This window comes from Marinicrinis lubricantis, from assembly GCF_042658665.1.
Lineage (GTDB): Bacteria > Bacillota > Bacilli > Paenibacillales > KCTC-33676 > Marinicrinis > Marinicrinis lubricantis.
In genome coordinates, this window is the sequence record NZ_JBHSQV010000092.1 from 1 (window position 1) to 2,937 (window position 2,937).

Consider the following 2,937-nt stretch of genomic DNA (forward strand, 5'->3'; position numbering starts at 1 on the left):
AACTCGTTGCCATACCGGCTTTGACCAGGCACGCGCTGAACTTCTAGCAATGTTCACAACCACCGACTAAACAACGGCATCTACAAGAAATGGTTTTTCTATTTACACAAATTTCTTGACGCTACCAATAATCGAAAGTAGTTCAAGTTTTATTTTCGTTTCTAACATATATTGGGGTATATTACGATCCTTTTATGAAGGCAATTCATTATTTCAGTTAAACGTCATGCAATCCTCAATCCATTCAACATCCAGGAGCGCTGCTTTCTTTTTATGTTCCTTTGATAATTATGGGTAATCTTACATGGGGATTTAATCTTCTAATGTATAGAGGAATTTTATTTTTCTGGTTAGCACTAACAAACTTACCTGACATTTTCCGATCGGCTAAGGATACAGGTTCTTGTCCATTTCGGCTAAGGATACAAGTTCTTGTCCTGCGCTTAGGACAAGAACTTATATCCATAAAACAAAAAACCGCGAGCTACGCGGTGCTTAATGAATATATGTTCTTGTCCTCCGTCAGTCGTCGTCGTTCCCTCTCTATTTAATGTCATTTTTCTGCGGTTGCCAACAGATCAGCTCCCTCGCCGTCATTGTATAAAACAGTCGCACAGGTATGTCGCAACTTATGGGGTGTAACTTTAAAATTATTTGCCCGCACATCGGCAGCTTTTGCGATCTCTTCAATGATTAATTCCACGGCAGCTGGCTTATAATTCTCCCGCACGAGTCTTCTTTCCTTGTTCCCCTTACCAATAACTGTAAGTGATCCTTCGTATTCATTAAAATGCTTAAGATCGATACTTACAAGCTCGGAGACTCGAAGTCCGAGCAATAAAAAATAACGTTGTGATTAATGAATCTCTTTCCTTAAACTTCCGGTTAGCTGCGTATTGTTTAAATTTTATCGCATCCTGTAGAGAAAGGCTTTTGGGAAGTCGTTCACCGAGTTTAACAGTTTTTCAAATGGGCAGTTAGACAACAATACCTACAGTACGGCGTATCCCAGTATATTGAAAATTATAGCAGAAATAATGCGTGCTCTTGTCGAGGCAGCAAGCACTATTCCCGCTTTTGGGTGCCTTTTATTCGTGTCCTTTGCATTTTTGGGATGTCTTAGCGTGCCTAAAAAAAATTGAAGGTCATTAGCTGTTATTTCTTCGATGTATGTAATTATTCTGCTTCTTTGAGCCAGGAAGCAAGCCTAATAATAGTGCTGTTATAAATTTCAACAGTTCCCTTAGAATAGTTCCTGTTGACTTCAAGGTTTTAAAAAAGTCCTAGACTAGACTGCCGCAGACATTATATCATATCCGTTAAAAGGTCCCTGTATCTAGATATTATTTTTTGATGACTCTTAGGAATGTTCTCAGGAAGTTCACTAATATTAATAAATTCCAAACTCATTGACTCAGAATCATTAATTCGTAGATCACCAGTGAACTCTTTAGACCAATAAGCAGTAACAACAACATAAAATTCATCACCGTTTGGAGCTTTGATGTAATTCTCAATGCCAGAGAAAACATCTATTAAATTCAGAGTACCAATGGTAAGTCCTGTCTCCTCATAAACTTCTCTACGTGCAGTTTCTTCCGTGGATTCCCCTAGCTCCATTAGCCCTCCAGGTAAACCGAAGCGACCTACGGGGTGGTGCATTCGTTTTTGTAGTAATATTCGATTATTGCCATCATTTATTATTACAACCGCTCCAACAAGAATTAAGGGAATATGACCCACAATCTTCCTTAAGTCTTCTACATACCCCATACCAATATCCCCCTATCGCATGTGATATCTCATATAGCATCTCCTATTTTTTCAAAAAAATTGATACTAAAAAGATGTTTGGTCACACTTCTCGTCTCTTCTCACGAAGGTCAACCCTCCAACGTCTTACAGAGTCTACGCTCCAACATTCATTCAACCTGTTCATGAGGTGGAGGTCAGATGTGGTGCCCGCCAGGATTTCGTGTATAATATAGATGTTCCCACTCGTCCTTGTTCCAAGTTTTCACCGTATTTCTCTTGATAGAAAACTTATAATGCTCTAATGAAAGATGGCTAAACACTTCAATACTTTCCGCAATATATTGACCTGGCTGAAATTATAATAATTTGAGCTCTGACTGGCTTAACCATACCTTTATTTCTGGCTCCAAAATAATATTAAATTGTTCTTGGACTGACTCCCGCATCATTCGCATCAATTTTAGTACGTCAGTATAACTTGCATCATTATGATTTATAATAAAATTTGCATGTTTTTCTGATATCATAGCCCCGCCAATTTTTACACCTTTTAAATTACATTTATCGATATAATACCCTGCTGACACCCATTTTTGTGCTTTTTCATCAAAATGCCTTTTAAATGTTGATCCTAATGTCAATCCCGAGGGTTGAGTATTTATTCTATAGTTTTTGTACTGTCTAACCTTTTCCATAATCACTTGTTTATCCTTTTTTGTTAACCGCAAATTTGCGCCAACAATTATGTGCTCAGAAGTATTTATATCTGTAAAACGGTGTGTAGTACGAATATCCCTGGCTTCTTTTCGCACCAAATCGCCATTTCTATTCATAAGATCAACATGGGTTATATAATCAAAGATTTCATAATTAAATGCCCCTGCATTCATTACTACAGCTCCACCAACTGTTCCAGGAATGCCCCAAGCCCACTCTAATCCACCTAGACCATGTTGATATGCGACTTGTGCAATATAGGGAAGTAGAACACCGGCCTCTGCATAAATTTTATCATCCATAATAGTGATTTGTTTCATTTCTATCTTTATAGTTAAAATGGACCTCTGTCAATAGATTGGACACATAAAATCGAGAGAATTACGCAGCCGGATGAAACATACGTTCGTATTGATTTGGAGTGAAATACCCTATAGAGGAGTGGATTCTTTTTCCATTATAGAA

At 37.9% G+C, this 2,937-nt stretch carries 4 protein-coding genes; all 4 read right to left on the reverse strand.

Annotation, left to right across the window (positions count from 1 at the left end; all coding sequences use genetic code 11):
• Nucleotides 1–553: 553 nt before the first annotated feature.
• Nucleotides 554–730 carry a hypothetical protein gene (locus tag ACFPXP_RS08265; protein WP_379893761.1) on the reverse strand — a complete coding sequence of 59 codons (177 nt, stop codon included), beginning with the start codon at nucleotides 728–730 and terminating at the stop codon, nucleotides 554–556.
• A 575-nt stretch (nucleotides 731–1,305) separates the two neighbouring features.
• Nucleotides 1,306–1,773 carry an NUDIX hydrolase gene (locus ACFPXP_RS08270; protein WP_379893762.1) on the reverse strand — a complete coding sequence of 156 codons (468 nt, stop codon included), beginning with the start codon at nucleotides 1,771–1,773 and terminating at the stop codon, nucleotides 1,306–1,308.
• Between the two features lie 338 nt (nucleotides 1,774–2,111).
• On the reverse strand, nucleotides 2,112–2,813 hold the full coding sequence (gene murB, locus ACFPXP_RS08275) for a UDP-N-acetylmuramate dehydrogenase (protein WP_379893763.1): 702 nt from the start codon (nucleotides 2,811–2,813) through the stop codon (nucleotides 2,112–2,114).
• Nucleotides 2,814–2,853: 40 nt separating this feature from the next.
• Nucleotides 2,854–2,937 (reverse strand): IS3 family transposase (locus ACFPXP_RS08280; RefSeq protein WP_379893747.1); only part of this gene is annotated, 84 nt, incomplete at its 5' end.